22 protein-coding genes are annotated in these 16,170 nt (G+C 69.4%); 21 read left to right on the forward strand and 1 reads right to left on the reverse strand.

Going from position 1 to position 16,170, the window contains the following annotated elements; all coding sequences use genetic code 11:
- Window positions 1-2 precede the first annotated feature (2 nt).
- The 15 genes from rplP to map all read left to right on the forward strand — a co-directional run bounded on the left by rplP (window position 3) and on the right by map (window position 8,338).
- The gene (rplP, locus tag ASG80_RS22395) at window positions 3-422 is read left to right on the forward strand and encodes a 50S ribosomal protein L16 (RefSeq protein WP_056734940.1); all 420 of its coding nucleotides are present in this window, start codon (window positions 3-5) and stop codon (window positions 420-422) included.
- Entirely contained in the window at window positions 422-748 is a 327-nt protein-coding gene (rpmC, locus tag ASG80_RS22400) for a 50S ribosomal protein L29 (RefSeq protein ID WP_056734942.1), read from the forward strand. Before rplP ends, rpmC begins: the two co-directional genes overlap by 1 nt.
- A 2-nt stretch (window positions 749-750) precedes the next feature.
- Window positions 751-1,053, forward strand: coding sequence for a 30S ribosomal protein S17 (rpsQ, locus tag ASG80_RS22405; RefSeq protein ID WP_056734944.1), 303 nt, complete (start codon window positions 751-753; stop codon window positions 1,051-1,053).
- Between the two features lie 32 nt (window positions 1,054-1,085).
- Complete coding sequence (rplN, locus tag ASG80_RS22410) at window positions 1,086-1,454, forward strand: 50S ribosomal protein L14 (RefSeq protein WP_056734946.1); 369 nt, start codon at window positions 1,086-1,088, stop codon at window positions 1,452-1,454.
- A 2-nt stretch (window positions 1,455-1,456) separates the two neighbouring features.
- The gene (gene rplX / locus ASG80_RS22415) at window positions 1,457-1,816 is read left to right on the forward strand and encodes a 50S ribosomal protein L24 (RefSeq protein WP_056734948.1); all 360 of its coding nucleotides are present in this window, start codon (window positions 1,457-1,459) and stop codon (window positions 1,814-1,816) included.
- Window positions 1,816-2,403 carry a 50S ribosomal protein L5 gene (gene rplE / locus ASG80_RS22420; protein WP_056734950.1) on the forward strand — a complete coding sequence of 196 codons (588 nt, stop codon included), beginning with the start codon at window positions 1,816-1,818 and terminating at the stop codon, window positions 2,401-2,403. Before rplX ends, rplE begins: the two co-directional genes overlap by 1 nt.
- Window positions 2,404-2,532: 129 nt before the next feature.
- The gene (gene rpsH, locus ASG80_RS22425) at window positions 2,533-2,931 is read left to right on the forward strand and encodes a 30S ribosomal protein S8 (protein ID WP_056734952.1); all 399 of its coding nucleotides are present in this window, start codon (window positions 2,533-2,535) and stop codon (window positions 2,929-2,931) included.
- Between the two features lie 4 nt (window positions 2,932-2,935).
- Entirely contained in the window at window positions 2,936-3,472 is a 537-nt protein-coding gene (gene rplF, locus ASG80_RS22430; RefSeq protein ID WP_056734955.1) for a 50S ribosomal protein L6, read from the forward strand.
- A 2-nt stretch (window positions 3,473-3,474) separates the two neighbouring features.
- A complete protein-coding gene (gene rplR, locus ASG80_RS22435; RefSeq protein WP_056734956.1) occupies window positions 3,475-3,834 on the forward strand; it encodes a 50S ribosomal protein L18 in 360 nt (119 codons plus the stop codon).
- On the forward strand, window positions 3,831-4,526 hold the full coding sequence (gene rpsE / locus ASG80_RS22440) for a 30S ribosomal protein S5 (RefSeq protein WP_056734958.1): 696 nt from the start codon (window positions 3,831-3,833) through the stop codon (window positions 4,524-4,526). Before rplR ends, rpsE begins: the two co-directional genes overlap by 4 nt.
- Complete coding sequence (gene rpmD, locus ASG80_RS22445; protein WP_200952664.1) at window positions 4,526-4,711, forward strand: 50S ribosomal protein L30; 186 nt, start codon at window positions 4,526-4,528, stop codon at window positions 4,709-4,711. Before rpsE ends, rpmD begins: the two co-directional genes overlap by 1 nt.
- Complete coding sequence (rplO, locus tag ASG80_RS24670; RefSeq protein WP_082590892.1) at window positions 4,708-5,397, forward strand: 50S ribosomal protein L15; 690 nt, start codon at window positions 4,708-4,710, stop codon at window positions 5,395-5,397. Before rpmD ends, rplO begins: the two co-directional genes overlap by 4 nt.
- Window positions 5,398-5,531: 134 nt before the next feature.
- Entirely contained in the window at window positions 5,532-6,851 is a 1,320-nt protein-coding gene (secY, locus tag ASG80_RS22455; RefSeq protein WP_056734960.1) for a preprotein translocase subunit SecY, read from the forward strand.
- The gene (locus tag ASG80_RS22460; protein ID WP_056734962.1) at window positions 6,848-7,504 is read left to right on the forward strand and encodes an adenylate kinase; all 657 of its coding nucleotides are present in this window, start codon (window positions 6,848-6,850) and stop codon (window positions 7,502-7,504) included. The genes secY and ASG80_RS22460 overlap by 4 nt, the downstream gene beginning before the upstream one ends.
- Before the next feature lie 6 nt (window positions 7,505-7,510).
- Window positions 7,511-8,338 carry a type I methionyl aminopeptidase gene (gene map / locus ASG80_RS22465; protein WP_082590894.1) on the forward strand — a complete coding sequence of 276 codons (828 nt, stop codon included), beginning with the start codon at window positions 7,511-7,513 and terminating at the stop codon, window positions 8,336-8,338.
- A gap of 39 nt (window positions 8,339-8,377) precedes the next feature.
- Here map and ASG80_RS22470 read toward each other — a convergent pair whose 3' ends face one another.
- Entirely contained in the window at window positions 8,378-10,285 is a 1,908-nt protein-coding gene (locus ASG80_RS22470) for a transcription antiterminator (protein ID WP_056734965.1), read from the reverse strand.
- Window positions 10,286-10,510: 225 nt separating this feature from the next.
- Between ASG80_RS22470 and ASG80_RS22475 the strand changes: the two genes are divergently transcribed.
- From ASG80_RS22475 to ASG80_RS22500, 6 genes are all read left to right on the forward strand, one after another.
- The gene (locus ASG80_RS22475) at window positions 10,511-10,822 is read left to right on the forward strand and encodes a PTS sugar transporter subunit IIB (RefSeq protein WP_056735050.1); all 312 of its coding nucleotides are present in this window, start codon (window positions 10,511-10,513) and stop codon (window positions 10,820-10,822) included.
- Window positions 10,823-10,913: 91 nt separating this feature from the next.
- On the forward strand, window positions 10,914-11,180 hold the full coding sequence (locus ASG80_RS22480) for an HPr family phosphocarrier protein (RefSeq protein WP_056734966.1): 267 nt from the start codon (window positions 10,914-10,916) through the stop codon (window positions 11,178-11,180).
- A gap of 45 nt (window positions 11,181-11,225) precedes the next feature.
- On the forward strand, window positions 11,226-12,905 hold the full coding sequence (gene ptsP / locus ASG80_RS22485; RefSeq protein WP_056734968.1) for a phosphoenolpyruvate--protein phosphotransferase: 1,680 nt from the start codon (window positions 11,226-11,228) through the stop codon (window positions 12,903-12,905).
- Window positions 12,906-12,923: 18 nt separating this feature from the next.
- Window positions 12,924-14,423 carry a PTS mannitol transporter subunit IICB gene (locus tag ASG80_RS22490; protein WP_056734970.1) on the forward strand — a complete coding sequence of 500 codons (1,500 nt, stop codon included), beginning with the start codon at window positions 12,924-12,926 and terminating at the stop codon, window positions 14,421-14,423.
- A gap of 103 nt (window positions 14,424-14,526) precedes the next feature.
- Window positions 14,527-14,967, forward strand: coding sequence for a PTS sugar transporter subunit IIA (locus tag ASG80_RS22495; RefSeq protein WP_056734972.1), 441 nt, complete (start codon window positions 14,527-14,529; stop codon window positions 14,965-14,967).
- Window positions 14,964-16,115 carry a mannitol-1-phosphate 5-dehydrogenase gene (locus tag ASG80_RS22500; RefSeq protein WP_056734974.1) on the forward strand — a complete coding sequence of 384 codons (1,152 nt, stop codon included), beginning with the start codon at window positions 14,964-14,966 and terminating at the stop codon, window positions 16,113-16,115. The genes ASG80_RS22495 and ASG80_RS22500 overlap by 4 nt, the downstream gene beginning before the upstream one ends.
- The last annotated feature ends 55 nt before the right edge of the window (window positions 16,116-16,170 follow it).

Genomic DNA, 16,170 nt, shown 5'->3' on the forward strand with positions numbered 1-16,170 from the left:
CCATGTTGATTCCCCGTCGAGTCAAGTACCGCAAGCAGCACCACCCCGGCCGTTCGGGCCACGCCACCGGCGGCACGAAGGTCACCTTCGGTGAGTACGGCATCCAGGCCATCACCCCCGCTTACGTGACGAACCGTCAGATCGAGTCCGCTCGTATCGCGATGACCCGTCACATCAAGCGTGGTGGCAAGGTGTGGATCAACATCTACCCCGACCGTCCGCTCACGAAGAAGCCGGCCGAGACCCGCATGGGTTCCGGCAAGGGTTCGCCCGAGTGGTGGGTCGCCAACGTCAAGCCGGGTCGAGTCCTCTTCGAGGTCTCCGGCGTCTCCGAGGAACTCGCTCGTGAGGCCATGACCCGTGCCATCCACAAGCTGCCCCTCAAGGCACGCATCATCAAGCGCGAGGAGGGCGACGCATAATGGCCGTCGGAACCAAGGAGCTCAGCCCCGCAGAGCTCGACACGTTTGAAGACGAGCGACTCGTCGACGAGCTGAAGAAGGCCAAGGAGGAGCTGTTCAACCTGCGCTTCCAGTCGGCCACCGGCCAGCTCGAGAGCCACGGCCGCCTCCGTGCGGTCAAGCGCGACATCGCCCGCATCTACACGGTCATCCGTGAGCGCGAGCTCGGCATCCGTGCCACTCCCGCACCGGTCGAGGCGAAGGCCGCGGCTGAGAAGAAGACCAAGAAGGCCAAGGCCGAGGCATCCGCGGATGCTTCGACCGAGGCGGACACGAAGGAGGCCTGATCATGGCTGAGACCAAGAAGGCTACGGCCGAGGTCGCCGAGACGGCCGAGCTCGCCCGCAATGACCGCAAGGTGCGCCGTGGATACGTCGTCAGCGACAAGATGGACAAGACCATCGTCGTCGAGGTCGAGGATCGCGTGAAGCACCGGCTGTACGGCAAGGTCATGCGCCGCACCACGAAGGTCAAGGCGCACGACGAGCAGAACACCGCCGGCATCGGCGACCTCGTCGTGATCTCCGAGACCCGCCCCCTCAGTGCCACGAAGCACTGGCGCCTCGTCGAGATCGTCGAGAAGGCCAAGTAAGCCTCGCGCTTGCTTGAAAGAAGGAGTTCACTGTGCTTCAGCAGGAATCACGAGTCAAGGTCGCCGACAACACCGGCGCCAAGGAGCTGCTCACCATTCGCGTGCTCGGCGGCTCCAAGCGCCGCTACGCCGGCCTCGGTGACGTCATCGTCGCCACGGTCAAGGACGCGATCCCGGGCGGCAACGTCAAGAAGGGCGATGTGGTCAAGGCCGTCATCGTCCGTACCGTCAAGGAGACCCGTCGTCCCGACGGTTCGTACATCAAGTTCGACGAGAACGCGGCGGTGATCCTCAAGAACGACGGCGACCCCCGTGGCACCCGCATCTTCGGACCGGTCGGTCGCGAGCTCCGCGACAAGAAGTTCATGAAGATCGTCTCGCTGGCACCGGAGGTTATCTAGTCATGGCCAACATCAAGAAGGGCGACCTCGTCCAGGTCATCTCGGGCCGCAGCCAGGCCCGCGGCGGAGACCGCGGCAAGCAGGGCACGGTCATCGAGGTGCTCGTCGCCGAGAACCGCGTCGTCGTGCAGGGCGTGAACTTCGTCACGAAGCACGTGCGCGTCGGCCAGACGCAGCGCGGCTCGAAGACCGGCGGCATCGAGACCCACGAGGCGTCGATCCACGTGTCGAACGTCGCGCTCGTCGACCCCGAGACGAAGAAGCCGACCCGCGTCGGCTTCCGCACCGAGACCGTGACGAAGGACGGCGTGCAGAAGACCGTCCGCGTCCGCTACGCCAAGAAGTCAGGTAAGGACCTGTAATGACCGATACGGCAACGCAGGCTGGCAAAATCCAGCCGCGACTGAAGACCAAGTACCGGACCGAGATCGCGAAGGCCCTCATCGAGGAGCACGGCTACACCAACGTGCACCAGGTCCCCGGCCTCGTGAAGATCGTCGTGAACATGGGCGTCGGCGAGGCGGCCCGCGATGGCAAGATCATCGACGGCGCGATCGCGGACCTCACGAAGATCACGGGGCAGAAGCCGCAGGTCACCAAGGCCCGCAAGTCCATCGCGCAGTTCAAGCTGCGCGAGGGCCAGCCGATCGGTGCGCACGTGACGCTCCGCGGCGACCGCATGTGGGAGTTCCTCGACCGCCTGCTGTCGCTCGCCCTGCCCCGCATCCGCGACTTCCGCGGCCTCTCGGACGCCCAGTTCGACGGCAGCGGCAACTACACCTTCGGTCTCACGGAGCAGTCCATGTTCCACGAGATCGACCAGGACAAGATCGACCGCGTTCGCGGCATGGACATCACCGTGGTGACCACCGCCAAGGACGACGACGAGGGCCGCGCGCTGCTCAGGCAGCTCGGCTTCCCGTTCCGGGCGAACGCGTCCGCCAGCTGAACCCCCGGATGCCGCGAGCTCGCGTTCGCGGCATCCGACCCGGTCGGGGCATCCGCCCAGGCCTCCCACCACAGGTCATCACTCGTGTAACGGGTGCTGAAACCTGGTGAACGTAAGGAACCAATCGTCATGACGATGACCGACCCGGTCGCTGACATGCTGACCCGACTGCGGAACGCCAACTCCGCGCACCACGACACCGTGTCGATGCCGAACTCGAAGCTCAAGGCGCACATCGCCGAGATCCTGAAGAAGGAAGGCTACATCGCCAGCTTCGAGATCACCGACGCGCGCGTGGGCAAGACCCTCACGCTCCAGCTCAAGTTCGGCCCGAACCGCGAGCGCTCGATCGCGGGCATCAAGCGCGTCTCCAAGCCCGGCCTCCGCGTGTACGCGAAGTCGACGGAGCTCCCCAAGGTGCTCGGCGGCCTCGGCGTCGCGATCCTGTCCACTTCCAGCGGTCTGCTGACCGACCGCCAGGCCGAGAAGAAGGGCGTGGGTGGGGAAGTCCTCGCCTACGTGTGGTAGTTCCATGTCACGAATCGGACGACTCCCCATCGCCATCCCCGCGGGTGTCGACGTGAAGGTCGACGGCCCGGCCGTCACCGTCAAGGGCCCCAAGGGCGAGCTCTCGCTCACGGTGGCCTCGCCCATCGAGGTGAAGATCGAGGACGAGCAGGTCCTCGTCACCCGCCCCGACGACGAGCGCGAGTCGCGCTCGCTGCACGGCCTCACCCGCTCGCTCATCGCGAACCAGATCATCGGCGTCACGGAGGGCTACTCCAAGGGCCTCGAGATCGTCGGCACCGGTTACCGCGTCGCCCAGAAGGGCTCCGCGGTCGAGTTCGCGCTCGGCTTCTCGCACCCCGTGACCGTCGAGCCCCCGGCCGGCATCACGCTGACCGTCGAGGGCAACAACAAGATCACGGTTGCCGGCATCGACAAGCAGGCCGTCGGCGAGACCGCCGCCAACATCCGCAAGATCAAGAAGCCCGAGCCGTACAAGGGCAAGGGCATCCGCTACGCCGGCGAGGTCGTGCGTCGCAAGGCCGGAAAGTCAGGTAAGTAATCATGGCCGTGAAGACCAAGACGGCTGCGCGCTCGCGCCGCCACACCCGCCTTCGCAAGAAGATCGTCGGCACGGTCGAGCGTCCGCGCCTCGTCGTCACCCGTTCTACCCGCCACGTCTTCGTGCAGGTCGTCGACGACGCCGCCGGCCGCACCCTTGCGTCCGCATCCACCATGGAGGCCGACCTCCGTGCGTTCGACGGTGACAAGACCGCCAAGGCCAAGAAGGTCGGCGAGCTGGTTGCAGAGCGTGCGAAGCAGGCCGGCATCGAGTCGGTCGTCTTCGACCGCGGCGGCAACAAGTACGCCGGTCGAGTCGCAGCCATCGCCGATGGTGCGCGAGAGGCGGGGCTGAGCCTGTGACTGACAACAAGAAGGAGAACGAGGTGGCTGCAGAGGCACCCGTGGAGACCGCCGCCGCGAGCGAGGTCCCCCAGAACGAGCCGCGCGAGGCCCGTCGCGGCAGCCGCGACCGTGGCCCCAGCCGCGACCGCGGTGGCCGTGACGCAGAGAAGAGCCAGTTCCTCGAGCGCGTCGTGACCATCAACCGCGTGTCCAAGGTCGTCAAGGGCGGCCGTCGCTTCAGCTTCACGGCGCTCGTCGTGGTGGGTGACGGCAACGGTCTCGTCGGCGTCGGCTACGGCAAGGCGCGCGAGGTCCCGACTGCGATCTCGAAGGGCGTCGAGGAGGCGAAGAAGAACTTCTTCCGCGTCCCCCGCGTCGGAGCGACCATCCCGCACCCCGTGCAGGGTGAGGCCGCCGCGGGCGTCGTCCTGCTGCGTCCGGCATCGCCCGGTACCGGCGTCATCGCCGGTGGTCCGGTGCGTGCCGTACTCGAGTGCGCCGGCATCCACGACGTGCTGAGCAAGTCGCTCGGTTCGTCGAACACCATCAACATCGTGCACGCCACGGTCGAGGCACTCTCGCAGCTCGAGGAGCCGCGGGCGGTCGCCGCCCGTCGTGGCCTCGCCTACGACGAGGTCGCCCCGGCCCGTCTGCTGCGTGCCGAGGCCAAGGCGGCCGAGGCCGCCGCAGCAGCGAAGGCAGGTGCCTGATGGCGAAGCTCAAGGTGACCCAGATCAAGTCCAAGGTGAGCGAGAAGCAGAACCAGCGCGACACGCTCCGCAGCCTGGGGCTCAAGCGCATCGGCGACTCGGTCGTTCGCGACGACACCCCGCAGAACCGCGGCTACGTCAAGACCGTCGCCCACCTCGTGAAGGTTGAGGAGATTGACTCATGACTGACGACGTGAACGACACGACCGTCGAAACCACCAAGGCCCCGGCGAAGAAGACTCCCGCCAAGGCCGCCACCGAGAAGAAGGCGCCGGCCAAGGCCGCCGCCGCGAAGGCTCCCGCGAAGGCGTCTGCCGCCGACGCCGACCAGGCGAAGGCCGAGAAGGCCCCCGCCAGGCGCCGTCCTGAGCCTGCCGAAGGGAAGGCCCCCGCGAAGAAGGCCGCCCCCGAGGACGCCGTCGACGCCAAGCGCGAGCCCGTGCTGAAGGTGCACCACCTGCGGCCGGCCCCCGGTGCCAAGAAGGACAAGACCCGCGTCGGACGCGGTGAGGGTTCGAAGGGCAAGACCGCCGGTCGCGGCACCAAGGGTTCGAAGGCACGCAACAACATCCGCCCGGGTTTCGAGGGCGGCCAGCTTCCGTACCACATGCGTGCGCCGAAGCTGCGCGGCTTCAAGAACCCGTTCCGCGTCGAGTACCAGGTGGTCAACCTGGACAAGCTCGCCGAGCTCTACCCGAAGGGCGGCGACGTCACGATCGCCGACCTCGTCGAGAAGGGTGCCGTCCGCAAGAACGAGCGGGTCAAGGTGCTCGGGAACGGCGACATCCAGGTGAAGCTCACCGTCGCGGTCGACAAGGTCTCCGGCTCGGCCGAGCAGAAGATCGTCGCCGCGGGCGGCTCGGTCAAGTAGGCCACAGCATCACCCGCTTGTTCGAGCCTGTCGGGACCTCGCGTATGATTCACGGGGGTCTCGACAGGCTCGAGCCGCATACGGACTGAGTCCGAAGAAGCGCTACCCGCTCCACCGGAGCCACAGGAGGACGAGTGTTCAACGCCATCGGGCGGATCTTCCGCACGCCGGATCTTCGCCGCAAGATCGGATTCACGCTGGGCATCGTGGCCCTGTTCCGACTCGGCTCCTTCATCCCGGCGCCGTTCGTGGACTTCGGCAACGTGCAGGCGTGCCTCGCGTCGAGCCAGGGGGCAACCGGCCTCTACGAGCTCGTCAACCTGTTCTCGGGCGGCGCCCTGCTGCAGCTCTCGATCTTCGCGCTCGGCATCATGCCGTACATCACCGCGTCGATCATCGTGCAGCTGCTGCGCGTCGTGATCCCGCACTTCGAGACGCTCTACAAGGAGGGGCAGGCCGGCCAGGCCCGCCTCACGCAGTACACGCGCTACCTCACCATCGCGCTCGCCGTGCTGCAGTCGACGACGCTCATCACCGTCGCCCGTTCGGGCGCGCTGTTCCCGTCGAGTGCCCCGGAGTGCTCGCAGCTCATCACGAACGACGCCTGGTACGCGATCGGGCTCATGGTCCTCACGATGACCGCCGGCACGGGCCTCATCATGTGGATGGGCGAGCTCATCACCGAGCGCGGCATCGGCAACGGCATGTCGCTGCTCATCTTCACGTCCATCGCGGCGCAGTTCCCGGTCTCGCTCTGGGCGATCGGCCTGGCGCGCGGCTGGGACATCTTCGCCGTCGTGCTCCTGGTCGGCCTGCTCGTCGTCGTCGCCGTGGTGTTCGTCGAACAATCGCAGCGGCGGATCCCCGTGCAGTACGCCAAACGGATGGTCGGCCGGCGCACCTACGGCGGCAACAACACCTACATCCCGATCAAGGTGAACATGGCCGGTGTCGTGCCCGTCATCTTCGCGTCGTCCCTGCTCTACCTGCCCGCGCTGATCGCGCAGTTCAACCAGCCGGCAGCGGGCGAGGAGACGCAGGCGTGGGTCGTGTGGATCACCAACTACCTCACCAAGGGCGACCACCCGCTCTACATGCTCCTGTACTTCCTCCTCATCGTCGGGTTCACGTACTTCTACGTGGCGATCACCTTCAACCCCGACGAGGTGGCCGAGAACATGAAGAAGTACGGCGGGTTCATCCCCGGCATCCGAGCGGGCCGCCCCACGGCCGAGTACCTCGACTACGTGCTCACCCGCATCACGCTGCCCGGCTCGTTCTACCTCGGAATCATCGCGCTGCTTCCCCTCATCGCGTTGAGCCTCGTGGGAGCGAACGCGAACTTCCCGTTCGGCGGAGCGTCGATCCTCATCATCGTCGGCGTCGGCCTGGAGACGGTGAAGCAGATCGACGCCCAGCTCCAGCAGCGACACTACGAAGGGCTCCTCCGATGACCCTTCGAGAACCTCAGGACGGCGCGGCGTCCGCCACCAGCTCCGCCCGCTTCCTGATCGTGGGCCCGCAGGGCTCCGGCAAGGGGACCCAGGGCGTGCTCGTCGCGGAGGCATTCGGGGTTCCGTCGGTCTCGACCGGCGACGTGTTCCGCGCCAACATCTCGGGCGGCACGCAGCTCGGCGAGCGGGTGCAGTCGATCGTCGAGGCGGGCCACCTCGTGCCGGACGAGCTCACCTGCGAGCTCGTGCGTGACCGCCTCGAGCAGCCGGATGCCGCACGCGGCTTCCTGCTCGACGGGTTCCCCCGCAACAGGGCACAGGTCGACGACCTGGCCGACTTCCTCGCGTCACGGAGCGAGACCCTCGATGCGGTCATCGAGCTCAGCGTCCCCCGCGAGGAGAGCATCGCCCGGCTGCGCCAGCGTGCGGTCGACCAGGGCCGCACCGACGACACCGAAGAGGTGATCGCGAATCGCCTGGCGATCTACGAGCGGGAGACCGCGCCGATCCTCGACGTGTACCGCGCAGAGGGCCTCGTGGTCCCGATCGACGGCATCGGCACCTTCCACGAGGTGACGGAACGCATCTTCGAGGCGCTCGCCGATCGCGGGCTGACCGCGAACGGCAGCGGCGGCAACGGCGCTGCCGCCTGACCGCACGTGTTCCGTCGGTCGATCTACAAGTCGCCGCCCGAGTTGCGCTCGATGTCGGCGGCCGGATTTGCGACCGCCGCGGCGCTCGCGGAGACGCGAAGACTGCTGGTCCCGGGTGCGACGCCGCTCGAGCTCGACGCCGCAGCCGAGCGCGTGATCCGCGGGCTCGGCGGCCGGCCGAACTTCCAGCTCGTGCCGGGCTACCGCCACACGCTGTGCGTCTCGGTGGACGACGACGTGGTGCATGGCATCCCGAGTGAGCGAGCGTTCCGCCCGGGAGACATCGTCTCGGTCGACGGGGGCGCCGAGGTCGACGGCTGGAACGGCGACGCCGCCTTCACGGTGGTGCTGCCGGACCCAGCCCGGCCCGAGGTGGTCGCCGCCCGCGAGACGCTCTCCGCGGTGACCGAGTCGGCGCTCTGGCGCGGCATCGCCGCGCTGGCGGGCGCCCGGCACCTCAACGAGGTCGGCGCGGCGATCGAGGATCACATCCGCTCTGCGGGCGACTACGGCATCCTCACCGAGTATGTCGGCCACGGCATCGGCCGCACGATGCACGAGGAGCCGCCGGTCTTCAACTACCGCGTCGACCGCAGGGGCCCGGCGGTCAAGCCAGGCCTCGTCGTCGCGATCGAGCCGATGATCGTCGCGGGCGCCGTCGAGACGTTCCTCCGCGACGACGAGTGGACGGTCACCACCGCGGACGGCGCGGATTCCGCGCACTGGGAGCACTCGGTCGCCGTGCACGCCGAGGGCATCTGGGTGCTCACGGCCGAGGACGGCGGCGTGGCTGGACTGGCGCCCTTCGGCGTCGTGCCCGTGCCGATCCCGTGACTCCCGGTCGGTGCCCTGCGCTGCCGCGCCCGTAGCCCGCTACATGCCGTGCGGCTCCATCAGCCGCGCCAGTTCGGCCAGGAGGCCGGAGTAGTCCTCAGCGCCATGCACCAGCCGCTGCACGTTCTCGCGCTCCGAGAAGGCCTCGACGAACTGGTCGAACACCTCCTGGAACTCGGCGCGGCCGCTCTCGGCGAAGGCGATGAGTGCGACGACGTTGACGTTCGCGCCGCCCCAGTCGATGGGCACGTCGTCGACCGCGATCGCGATCGCCGTGCGCCGCGCCGACATCGTCATCGCGTGCGGCACGGCGAGGTGCTCGGTGAATGCCGTGGACGAGAGGCGTTCGCGTTCGAGCGCGCCGTCGACATAGGCCTGGTCGATCACGCCGGCGGCGATCATCCGGTCGCCGAGCATGCGGATGGCGCCGTCGCGGTCGTACCCGCGGAGCCCGCGGACGAACAGCTCCGGCGCGATGTAGCGAGACAGTGAGGCGGCCAGCCGCGCCCGTCGGCGGGCACGGCGCACCCGTGCGATCTCGGTGCGGACCCGCTCGAGGTCGGCCTCCGTCGGGAACGGCGCGACGACCACCAGTCGCTCCACCGGCGTCGACGGCTCGAGCACCGCCACGAGCAGGTCGGCGGATTCGGCGCCCTCATCGTCGGCGGTCACGAGCTCGACGTCGTCGTCGACCGCCGACCGGATGCGCGCGGCGAGCGCCGTGTGCACGTCGTGGTAGGCGGGCGCCGACACGGCCACGCGCACGGCCTCTCCGCGCGACCGCCGCTGGTCGAGGTACGCGCCCACGTGCATGGCGACGTACGCGATCTCGTCGTCGTCGACGGCGATGCCCTCGGTGCTCGCCAGTTCGCTCGCGATGTAGACGGCGAGCTCGTAGATGAGCGGGTACGCGGCCTTGATCGAGGCGGTGAGGGGATTGCGCGAGAGGCTCGATGCGCCGGCCCGCGCCACGAGATTGTCGACGTGCAGGGCGAGCCGGTCGATGAAGTCCTGGTCGTCGAGGTCGATGAGGTACACGGATGACGCGCCGGCGACGATGCGCCGCACGAGAGGCACCCTCGGCGAGACGGCCCGGCCCGTGGCATCCGCCTGGGCCGCCTCGGTGGTGCGGGTCGCGGCCCGCGTCTCGAGGAGTCGCGTGAGATGGGCGAGGTCGGCGGGCCCGATCGACGTGCCGAAGTGCTCGGACACGAGGCGTGCGAGGAGCCCGGCGAGGGGGCTGTGCGCCGCGGAGTCCTCGGGCTGCGCGACGGCATCGGGGGTGGGCTGATCCGCGTCGAGCGGATGGTTCGCAGCGACCCGGTCGAGGGCGATCGCGATGTGGAGCAGCACGTCGTTGAGGCCGTACTCGTTCGGGGCGTAGCCCGCATCGACGAGCCCGGCGATGAGCGCCGCGCGGAACTCCCCGACCTCGGGGAACGCCGCACGCAGCGCGTCGAGCTCGATCATCCCGCGGGACGTCTCCTCGCGGAACAGCGCGCCGAGCAGGCGCCGCCTGGCCGTCTCGGGGCCGTCGAGGGTGATGCGCGATCCCTGGCGCACGAGCGCGAGCCCCGTGCCGTCGAGCCGCGCTCGGACGCGGGCGAGGTCGGCCTCGAAGGTGGAGTCGCTCACGTGGTTCGCCGCCGCCGTCTCGTAGACGTCGAGGCCGTCGGCGGCGTCGATGAGCGAGCGGATGACGCGTGCGCCGCGCACCGCGGGCGACGAGCCGCGCCGCGGGGGCGTGCGCCTCGCCGCCCATGCGGCGCGATCGAGGCGGTAGCCCGCTGGCCCGGACTCCACGATCACGCCGCCCGAGTTCGCCTGGGCCGCGTAGTTCCGGATCGTGCGCGTGGTGACCCCGAGCCGATCGGCGAGCTCGGCCGCGGTCGTCCACCCTTCGGCATGGCCGAGTGCGTCGACGAGGCGCTCCCACTTCTCGGCCACTGCAGCTCCCGGGTCTCGCCGGCGCCACGCGGCGTCGTGCGGTGTGCCCAGTCAACCACCGTCACGGTGTCGTGCGGGCGGTTCCGCAGCGACTTTCCGGGGGTGCGGAAGAAGATCGGCTGGAGCCGGCGGGCGCACCGGAGCACAATCGAATCCATCGCGGCGTGCCGCCGCGGCCGAACGATCGACGAGGACCGGGCGATGGCCAGGCGAGGAGGCGTGGTGATGCGTATCATCGTGGTCTGCGGTGCAGGCGCCTCCAGCACCTTCGTCGCCCACCGGATCCGCCGGGCCGCCGCGGACAGGGGCATCGAGGTGCGCGCGACCGCGACGAGCGAGTCCCAGCTCGAGCAGGCGCTCGCAGACGCGGACGTGCTCCTCGTCGGCGCTCACCTCGGCGATCGGATCGGCCTGCTGCGCGAACGCGCGGCCGCGGCATCCGTGCCCATCGCGATCCTCACGGAGGGTGCGGCCACCGCCCCCGACGGGGAGGACGCCCTCGACGTGGCCCTCGAGTTCGCTGGGGCCCACTCATGAGCCCGCGCGCCCCGCGCGCCGCGGTGCGCGGCGGAATGCCCGCGGGATATCGTGAACGAGGAAACGGAAGCCAGCGACGGAGACCGGAGTCATGGTGGAACGCACAGTTCGAATCGGATCGACCCACGGCCTGCACGCACGGCCTGCCAAGCTCTTCACCCAGGCCGTTGCCGCATCGGGGTCATCCGTCACGCTCCGGAAGGCCGGTGGCGCATTCGTCAACGCGGCGAGTATCCTCTCGGTCATCGCGCAGGGCATCGACCACGGCGACGAGGTCACGATCGTCGTCGACGGCGGCGACGAGCACGCCGTCCTCGACCAGCTCGTGGAGCTGCTCAGCACCGACCACGACGAATAGCGCGCGGCATCCGTCGCCCATTCGACCGAACCTGGAGGGCGAGTGATGGAGATCAGGGGCACGGGCATCGGACAGGGTGTCGCGGTCGGACCCGTCGTGCGCATGGCCGAGGCGCTGCCGGAGCCGGTCGACAGGCCGAGCCACCTCGACCCCGAGCATGAGGCCGAGCGCGCGAAGGCGTCGCTGTCGGTCGTCGCCGCCGAGCTCGCGAATCGCGGCGCGAAGGCGGGCGGGGCGGCGAAGGACGTGCTCGAGGCCCAGGCCATGATGGCCGAGGACCCGAGCCTCATCGACGAGGTCACGAAGCACCTCGCGACCGGCAAGACCGCGGAGCGCGCCGTCTACGAGGCGTTCGCCACGTACCGGGACCTGCTCGCCGGCATGGGCGGGTACATGGCCGAGCGCGCCACCGACCTCGACGACATCTCGCAGCGTGTGATCGCGCACCTGCTGAAGCTCCCGGCGCCCGGGGTGCCGAATCCGGGACATCCGTTCGTGCTCGTGGCCCGCGACCTCGCGCCGGCGGACACGGCGATGCTCGACCTGGGCCAGGTGCTCGGGCTCGTGACGGTCGAGGGCGGACCGACCTCGCACACCGCGATCCTCGCCCGCGAGAAGTCCATCGTCGCGGTGGTCGGGGCAGCGGATGCCGCGAGCCTCGCCGATGGCGACACCGTCATCGTCGACGCGGCCGACGACCTCGTCATCGCGTCGCCCACGGCCGAGCAGGTCGCGGAGGCGAACGCCCGCATCGCCGAGCGCGCAGCCCTCGAGGCGGCTCCCGTCACGCCGGGTGCGCTCGCCGACGGCACGGCGGTGCCGCTGCTCGCGAACCTCGGCTCGGCCAGCGGTGCCGCCGAGGCGCTGAAGCTCGGCGCCGAGGGCGTGGGCCTGTTCCGCACCGAGTTCCTCTTCCTCGACGCCGACACCGCGCCGAGCGTGCGCGAGCAGCAGGAGCACTACACGCGGCTGCTCACGGCGTTCGCCGGAAAGAAGGTCGTCGCGCGCGTGCTCGACGCCGGCGCCGACAAGCCGCTCTCGTTCCTCAACAGCGCGCACGAGGAGAACCCCGCGCTGGGGCTCCGCGGCATCCGGGCGCTGCGCCACTCGGAGATCATCCTCCGCGAGCAGCTCACGGCGCTCGCCGAAGCGGATGCCGCGACCGACGCCGAGCTCTGGGTGATGGCCCCGATGATCGCCACCGTCGAGGAGACCCGCTACTTCACGGCGCTCGCGAAGGAGCTCGGCATCCGCGTCGCCGGCGTGATGGTCGAGACCCCCTCGGCCGCGCTCGTCGCCGACCGCGTGCTCGCCGCCTGCGACTTCGCCTCGATCGGCACCAACGACCTGACCCAGTACACGATGGCCGCCGACCGGCTGCTCGGCACCGTCGCCAACCTCCAGAGCCCGTGGCATCCGGCCGTCCTCCGCCTCATCGCGGACGTCGGCGCCGCCGGGGCCGAACTCGGCAAGCCCGTCGGGATCTGCGGCGAGGCCGCCGCCGACCCGCTGCTCGCCGTCGTGCTCGTGGGCCTCGGCGCCACGAGCCTGTCGATGTCGCCATCGGCACTCGCAGATGTCCGCGCCTCCCTCGCGCGGTACAGCCCGGACGACGCGAAGGCGCTCGCCAGGGCAGCCCTGGCCGCTGAGGGAGCGGCCGAAGCCAAGGAGGCGGCCCAAGCCGTCGCCACCGAGATCACCACGGCGCGGACAGCCGCGTCGTAACGGGAGAGAGGCAACACCATGACAACGACGTCTTCGGACACGAAGCGGCCGGGGGGAGCACGCGTCGCGGTCCAGAGGTTCGGCACGTTCCTGTCCAGCATGATCCTGCCGAACATCGCGGCATTCATCGCCTGGGGCATCGTGACGATGTTCTTCATTCCGGCGGGCTTCACGCCGAACGAATCACTCGCCGCCCTCGTCGGCCCGATGATCATCTACCTGCTGCCCCTGCTCATCGCCAACCAGGGCGGCCGACTCGTCTACGACACCCGTGGTGGCGTGGTCGCGTCGATCGCGACGATCGGCGTGATCGTCGGGACGGACATCCCGATGTTCCTCGGCGCCATGATCATGGGGCCGCTGGCAGCCTGGCTCATGAAGCAGGTCGACCGCATCTGGGAGGGCAAGATCAAGGCCGGCTTCGAGATGCTGGTCAACAACTTCTCGGCCGGCATCCTCGGCTTCCTCCTCGCGATCGCGGGCTTCTTCGCCTTCGGTCCGGTGGTCCAAGCGCTCAGCAACGGACTGGAGGCAGCGGTCGACTGGCTCGTGAAGCTGTCGCTCCTGCCGCTGCTCAGCATCCTGGTCGAGCCCGGCAAGGTGCTGTTCCTGAACAACGCCATCAACCACGGCGTGTTCACCCCGATCGGTACCCAGCAGGCCGCCGAGACCGGCAAGTCGATCCTGTTCCTCGTGGAGGCGAATCCCGGGCCCGGCCTCGGCATCCTGCTCGCCTTCACGTTCTTCGGCATCGGCATGGCCCGGGCGACCGCCCCCGCCGCGATCATCATCCAGTTCTTCGGCGGCATCCACGAGATCTACTTCCCGTACGTGCTCATGAAGCCGATCCTCATCCTGGCGGCCATCGCGGGCGGCATGACGGGCGTCGCCACGAACGTGCTGTTCGCAAGCGGCCTCCGGGCCCCGGCGGCGCCGGGCAGCATCATCGCGGTGATCGCCCAGACCGCCTCGGACAGTTACGTGGGCGTGATCCTCTCGGTCGTCCTCTCGGCGACCGTGTCGTTCCTCATCGCCGCGGTGATCCTCCGCGCAAGTCGCAAGCGCGACCTCGCGAAGGCGAACGCCGGCGACCTGTCGGCCTCGATCGCCCAGACCCAGGCCAACAAGGGCAAGGAGAGCGGCGTCCTGCAGAACCTCCAGGCCGAGGGCGTCGCCGCCGGTGCAGGACTCATCGCCGAGGGCGAGGAGGAGGCGTTCGAGCACAAGCCGATCCACACGATCGTCTTCGCGTGCGATGCCGGGATGGGCTCGAGCGCCATGGGCGCCACGGTGCTCCGCAACAAGATCAAGAAGGCCGGCATCGACAGCGTGACGGTGACGAACAAGGCGATCGCGAACCTCACGGACGACGTCGACCTCGTCATCACCCACCAGGACCTCACCGACCGCGCGAAGCTGCAGTCGCCGAGCGCCCTGCACGTGTCGGTGGAGAACTTCATGGGCTCGCCGAAATACGACGAGATCGTGAACCTGCTGGAGAGCGAAGGCGTGCGCTGATCCATCGCGTCGAAACGGAAGGCGGCAGCTCGATGCCGCGGCGGTCTCCACACAGGAGGTCGCCGCGGCGTCGGGCCGTCTCGATGAGAAGAAGGAGATCCCCATGACCGAAGAGATCCTGCCGGCGGGCAACGTACGGCTCGCCGCCCGCGCCGTGAGCCGGGACGACGCGATCCGCGAGGCGGGCGCGATCCTGGTCGAGGTCGGGGCCGTCGACCCCCGCTACATCGACTCGATGCTGGAGCGTGAGGGCTCGGTCTCGACCTACATGGGCAACTACCTCGCCATCCCGCACGGCACGAACGAGGCCAAGGACCAGATCCGCCGGTCGGCGCTCTCCGTGATCCGGTACGACGAACCCGTCGACTGGGGCGGCGAGGAGGCCCGGTTCGTGGTCGGCATCGCCGGCATCGAGAACGAGCACCTCGACATCCTCTCGAAGATCGCGATCATCTTCTCCGACGACGACGCGGTCCAGCGGCTCATCGGCGCCTCGACCGCCGGAGAGCTGCACGCCCTCCTCTCCGAGGTCAACGAGTCGTGAAGGCCGTGCACTTCGGCGCCGGCAACATCGGGCGCGGGTTCGTCGGCCTCCTCCTGCACGACGCCGGGTACGAGGTGGTGTTCGCCGACGTGAACGCCGAGCTCATCGATGCGCTCGTGGCATCCGACGGCTACACCGTGCACGAGGTCGGCGCAGGCGCGCGCGACCGCATCGTCGACGGCTACCGTGCCGTCAACAGCCAGACGGATGCCGCGGCACTCCTCGACGAACTCAGGACCGCCGACGTGGCGACCACCGCCGTCGGACCCACGATCCTCCGGTTCATCGCACCGCACCTGGTCATGGCGCTGCGGGAACGGCCCGCGGATGCCCCGCCGCTCGCGATCATGGCGTGCGAGAACGCCATCAACGCCACCGACCTCCTACGCGACGAGATCGCCTCCCTCTCGAGCCCCGAGGAGTGGCCGTCACTCGCGGCGAAGGCGATCTTCGCGAACACCGCCGTCGACCGGATCGTGCCCGGCCAGGCCGCCGACGCCGGGCTCGACGTCACCGTCGAGACGTTCTTCGAATGGGCCATCGAGCGCCCGCCGTTCGGCGACGCCGTGCCCGAGATCCCCGGCGCGCACTTCGTCGACGACCTCGCGCCGTACATCGAGCGCAAGCTCTTCACCGTGAACACGGGGCACGCGTCGACCGCGTACTTCGGGTTCCTCGCCGGCCACGAACGCATCAGCGACGCCCTCGCCGACCCCACGGTTTCGGCGGCGGTCGAACGGGTGCTGGGGGAGACGTCCGCGCTGATCGTGGCCAAGCACGGCTTCTCCGAGGAGGAGCAGGCCCGCTACCGGGCCACGATCCTCGAGCGCTTCCGCAACCCCGAGCTGCCCGACACCGTCGAGCGCGTGGGTCGGCAGCCGCTGCGCAAGCTCGGCCGGCACGAGCGCTTCATCGGCCCGGCGGCCGACCTCGCGGCCATGGGGCGGCCGGTCGACGGGCTCGTCGCTGCGGTCGGCGCGGCGCTGCAGTTCGACGTCCCGGCCGACCCCGAGAGTGTGGAGCTGCGGGAGTTGCTCCGCACCCGGACGGCGACGGCGTTCGTGCACGAGGTCACGGGGATCGGCTCGGGGCATCCGCTCGAGTCGGGCCTCGTGGACGTGGTCGCGGGCGTGCAGCACGGCGCGTAGGGCCCGCGCCGCGGCATCCGCGGCCTCAACTGGCGAACGTCGCCGGAATCGCCTA

This window comes from Agromyces sp. Soil535, from assembly GCF_001428255.1.
GTDB lineage: Bacteria > Actinomycetota > Actinomycetes > Actinomycetales > Microbacteriaceae > Agromyces.